Origin of the sequence: Streptomyces sp. NPDC002130 (assembly GCF_040296465.1) — a bacterium.
In the GTDB taxonomy this organism is placed as follows: Bacteria; Actinomycetota; Actinomycetes; order Streptomycetales; family Streptomycetaceae; genus Streptomyces.
In genome coordinates this window covers 1-4,170 of record NZ_JBEOXI010000430.1, presented here as the reverse complement: position 1 = coordinate 4,170, position 4,170 = coordinate 1, and the positions used below count along the sequence as shown (strand labels likewise).

Sequence of the window (4,170 nt, the reverse complement as noted above, 5' to 3'; positions counted from 1 at the left end):
GGAGCCGCCGATTTGCTGACCGGTGTTGATCAGCGCCGAGGCGACACCCGTGTCCTCGTGGTGAATGCCCGAGGTCGCCCCCTGGATCGCGGTGGTCATCACCGCGCCGATGCCGAGACCCAGCAGGATCAGACCGGGCATGATGTGGGCGGCGTAGGTGCTGTCCAGCTCGAGCCGGGTCAGCAGGGCCATACCGGCTGCGGCGACCAGGAAGCCGGCGGTGATCACGATCTTCGGGCCGACCCTGGGCAGCACCAGCGAAGGCATCGTGGTCGACGAAGCGACGACGGCCGCGACCATCGGCAGGAACGCCAGACCGGTCTTGATCGGCGAGTAGCCGAGGCTGGCCGCGAAGTAGTAGGTCAGGAACAGGAAGATCGAGAACATCCCCATGCCCAGGACGAACACCGCCATGAACGAACCACCGCGGGTCCGGTCCAGCACGAGGCGCAGCGGCAGCAGCGGATGCGCGACCCTGGTCTCCAGCCAGACGAACACCACGAGCAGCACCGCGCCGACGATCATGGAGCCGAGGGCGACCGGGTCGGTCCAACTGGTGGACTCTACGTGCGCGAACCCGTAGACGATGGCGAACAGCGCGGCACTCACCACGACGATGCCCGGAATGTCGAGTTTGGGCTTCTTGGTGATCACGGGCTTGGCCAGCAGCAGCAATGCGCCGATCAGGGCGGGGGCCGCGAAGGCGACGTTCACGTACATCACCCAGCGCCACGACGCCCATTCGGTGAGCATGCCGCCGAGCAGCAGCCCGATCGCGCCGCCCGCACCACCCAGCGCACTGAAGATACCGAAGGCCTTCGCCCTTTCGAACGGTTCGGTGAAGGTCACGCTGAGCAGCGAGAGGGCCGCGGGCGCGAGCACCGCGGCAAAGAGGCCCTGGGCCACGCGTGCCGCGACGAAGATCTCGAAGCTGCTGGCCGAGCCGCCGACGACGGACGCGGCCCCGAAACCCGCCAAGCCGATCACGAAGAGGGTACGTCGGCCCAGCAGGTCACCGAGTCGGCCGCCGAGCAGCAGCAGGCTGCCGAACGCCAGCGCGTAACCCGTGATGACCCACTGCCTACTGCCGTCGCTGAAGCCGAGGTCCTGCTGCGCCTCGGGCAGCGCGATGTTCACGACGGTCGCATCGAGCATGACCATGAGCTGTGCCATGCCTATGACGACGAGCACCCACCAGCGCACGGCATGTGAGCCGCGAAGGCCCGAGTCTCTCTTTCCGGAGGCGGGCGCCCCGCGGTCGATGCTGGTACTCATTTTCTTCCCTTGCTTGGTGGGCATGACTGAAAGCCGTCTGGAATCTGATGGGTTTCCTCACCGATTAAGGTGAGGCGAGTGGGTGATGGGCTGGGATCTCAGGGCTTCGAGATCATCGTGTGGCCGCTTTGGGGCTTGCTTCGGCGATCTTCCGGAGGGCCGCGTCGGTGTCGGCGGTGGCCAGCGTCCTGTTGATGTCGGCGCCGGCCAGTGCGCCGGCCGCTGCGGAGGCCCCGACCTGGGCGACCGGATCGGTGGCGTTGCCGGCCACCCACACACCCGGCACCTCGGTGGTGCCGGCGACACCGGAGGCGAAACCGCGGCCCGTGTTCGGCAGGTCCTGCACCGGCAGGCGCAGACCTTCCAGGCCCTGGGTGCGGGCCTGCATCTGCGGGCCGACCGCGAGGACGCGGCGGGCCACGACCTGACCGTCGGCCAGGCGCACTCCGGCGAGGGCACCGTCCTCGTCGTTGACGACCTCGGTGACCGGGGTGTCGATGACGCGGATGCCGCGGGCGGCGAAGCGGGCGCGACTGTCCTCGTCCAGGTCGGTGCCGTGGGTGAAGTAGGTCAGGTCCTCGGTCAGCTGACGGAACAGATACGCGTGGCCGATGGAGGCCGGGCCGGTGGCGAGGATGCCGATGGGCTCGTCGCGCACCTCCCAGCCGTGGCAGTACGGGCAGTGCACCACGCTGTGTCCCCAGTGCTCGGCGAGCCCGGGCACCTGTGGCAGCACGTCCGTGAGGCCGGTGGCCACCAGGATGCGGCGGGCGGTGATGCTGCGGCCGTCGGCCAGGGTGACGGTGAACCGCAGGTCCCCGTCCGCCGACGGGGCGGCAGGCTCGGCCGAGACCACCTCGCCGTGCACGACGCGTCCGCCGTACTGGCGCACCTGCTCCCGGCCCCGTCGAAGGATCTCGGACGGCGGGGTGCCGTCCAGGGCGATGAGGCCGTGCACGGCCTTGGCGGGCGTGTTGCGCGGGGCGCCGCTGTCGATCACGACGACCGAGCGGCGGGAGCGGGCGAGGATCAGTGCACCGTTCAGCCCCGCGGCGCCCCCGCCGATCACCACCGCGTCGACGCTCTGCTCGGCCAGTGCGTCGCTCGCGTACGGAGGAGTCGTCACAGCCATGGCCTCCTGCCTTTCCTTGTCAGTCATGGTTCGGTCAACCCTTCGAGTTCTGGGTGGTGGGAGGGGAGCAGCCGTTCAGGAGGCCCGGGACGTGGTCGGCGACCGTCTTGGGCTGTTGTGGAGAGTCCGGCCCCGGTTTGCTTGGGACGTTCGTGATGTACAGATCCAGTACGGCGATGAAATCTCGCCAAGGCGTCGCAACGCCGGGCGGCGCGGAGGAGTTCAAAGCATGGGTTGCTCTCGATCGCGCCAGGCGTGCACCCAGCCTGTCCGGTGAGTTCAGGAGGGTTGTGTACTGGACAGTCGGAAACCTAGGTGGTTCTGTACTGAGTTGTCAAGAAGGGTGGGTCGGCCGTACCGTCTGTGTATGGCGAGACCACGAAGCTTCGACCACGACCACGTCCTCCATGCCGCTGAGCGGCAGTTCCGCGCCTCGGGCTACAACGGCACGAGCGTCGACGACATCAGCGCCGCCACCGGCCTGGGCCGCGGCAGCCTCTACGCCGCGTTCGACGGCAAGCACGGCGTGCTGCTGCAGGCGATGGCCGGCTACTTCGCCCGGCTGGGGCAGTTCGCGCCGAAGGCGCTCGCCGGACCGGACGAGGGCGCCCTGGAACGACTGCACGCGTACTTGCTCCGCGCCGTCCACGGAGTGCCACTCGCCGCCGACGTACCCCCCGCCCCTGACAGGGCGGCGGCGACCTGCTTCGCCGCCAAGATGGCCCTGGAGATCGGCGCCTCCGATCCCGAGGTGAAACGCCTTCTAGCAGGGCTGTCGTCGGTACCACTCGGTCAATCCAGTATCGGGAATCGTGGGCTGATAGTGGGACAAATCGGGAAACCTTGTAACTACTTCGGGGTCTTGGTTGTCAGACTGCCGAGAATGGAGCCTTCCGTGACCGGCTTCCAGGGGAGCAACAACGCGACCAGCAGAGCGGTGATCAGTGCCGCGCCGACCGTGAAGTACGACGCGATGGCGAAGCCTTCCAGGCATGCGGTCTTCATCGTGTAGATCAGACTGTCCTTCTGCTGCTCGAAGAGCGGACTGATGTCGCGGGAGCGGATCTCGATGACGCTGAGCACCGACTCACGAGCGAAGCCCTTCTCCTGTGCCGACATCACGGCGTCGGGAATAGCGTCGACGATCGGAGCCACCTTGGACGTGTAGTACGAGGCGACGATCGAACCGATGACGGCGACGCCCAGGGTCCCGCCGAGCTCACGCGTCGTGTCGTTGACTGCCGAACCTGCCCCCGCTTCGTCGAGGGGCACCGAGGACATGATGGAGTCGGTTGCCGGTCCTTGGACAATTGCGAGGCCAAGACCCATGAGCACCATCGAGATCACGACGGGTCCGAGGTAGGGCGTCTCGACGGTCGTCCGACCCGCGAGGAACATCCCGCCGCTGAGGACGAGGAGGCCGAACACCATCACTGCGGTCGTGCCGAGTTTCTGTGCCGCCAAGGTGGCGACTGGGGCGCCCACGGCAACAGCTGCAGCGAAAGGCAAAGAGTGGATGCCGAATTCGAGCGGCGAGTACTCCCGGACTCCTTGGAAGTACTGCGTGATCAGGAACAAGAATCCGAACATGCTGAAGTAACTCACCGCAATTGCCAAGGCGGGGAACGAAAAACGTCGGATCCGAAAGAGGTTCATGTTCAGGATCGGTGCATCGGTGCGCAGTTCCCAGAAGACGAATGCGCCCAACAGCACTGTCGCGGAGAGGTATCCCGTGATGCTGAACGTCGACACCCATCCACGAT

General features: G+C 66.9%; 3 protein-coding genes and 1 pseudogene. 1 reads left to right on the top strand and 3 read right to left on the bottom strand.

The genetic code is table 11. The features are described 5' to 3' along the window. Together ABT116_RS40300 and ABT116_RS40295 are read right to left on the bottom strand one after the other, a co-directional pair. Positions 1–1,275: MFS transporter (locus ABT116_RS40300; protein WP_351644981.1), on the bottom strand; the 1,275-nt coding region annotated here is incomplete at its 3' end. A gap of 112 nt (positions 1,276–1,387) precedes the next feature. Next, complete coding sequence (locus tag ABT116_RS40295; RefSeq protein WP_351644983.1) at positions 1,388–2,407, bottom strand: NAD(P)/FAD-dependent oxidoreductase; 1,020 nt, start codon at positions 2,405–2,407, stop codon at positions 1,388–1,390. A 367-nt stretch (positions 2,408–2,774) separates the two neighbouring features. On the opposite strand from ABT116_RS40295, the gene ABT116_RS40290 reads away from it, so the two are divergent. Next, entirely contained in the window at positions 2,775–3,419 is a 645-nt protein-coding gene (locus ABT116_RS40290; protein ID WP_351644978.1) for a TetR/AcrR family transcriptional regulator, read from the top strand. Between the two features lie 248 nt (positions 3,420–3,667). On the opposite strand, the pseudogene ABT116_RS40285 reads toward ABT116_RS40290, so the two are convergent. After that, positions 3,668–4,120, bottom strand: a pseudogene (locus ABT116_RS40285) (MFS transporter); the annotation flags it as partial. Between the last annotated feature and the right edge of the window lie 50 nt (positions 4,121–4,170).

Coding starts and splice junctions, on each gene's coding strand:
- ABT116_RS40295 (WP_351644983.1), bottom strand. CDS start 2,407: ATGGCTGTGACGACTCCTCCGTACGCGAGCGACGCACTGGCCGAGCAG.
- ABT116_RS40290 (WP_351644978.1), top strand. CDS start 2,775: ATGGCGAGACCACGAAGCTTCGACCACGACCACGTCCTCCATGCCGCT.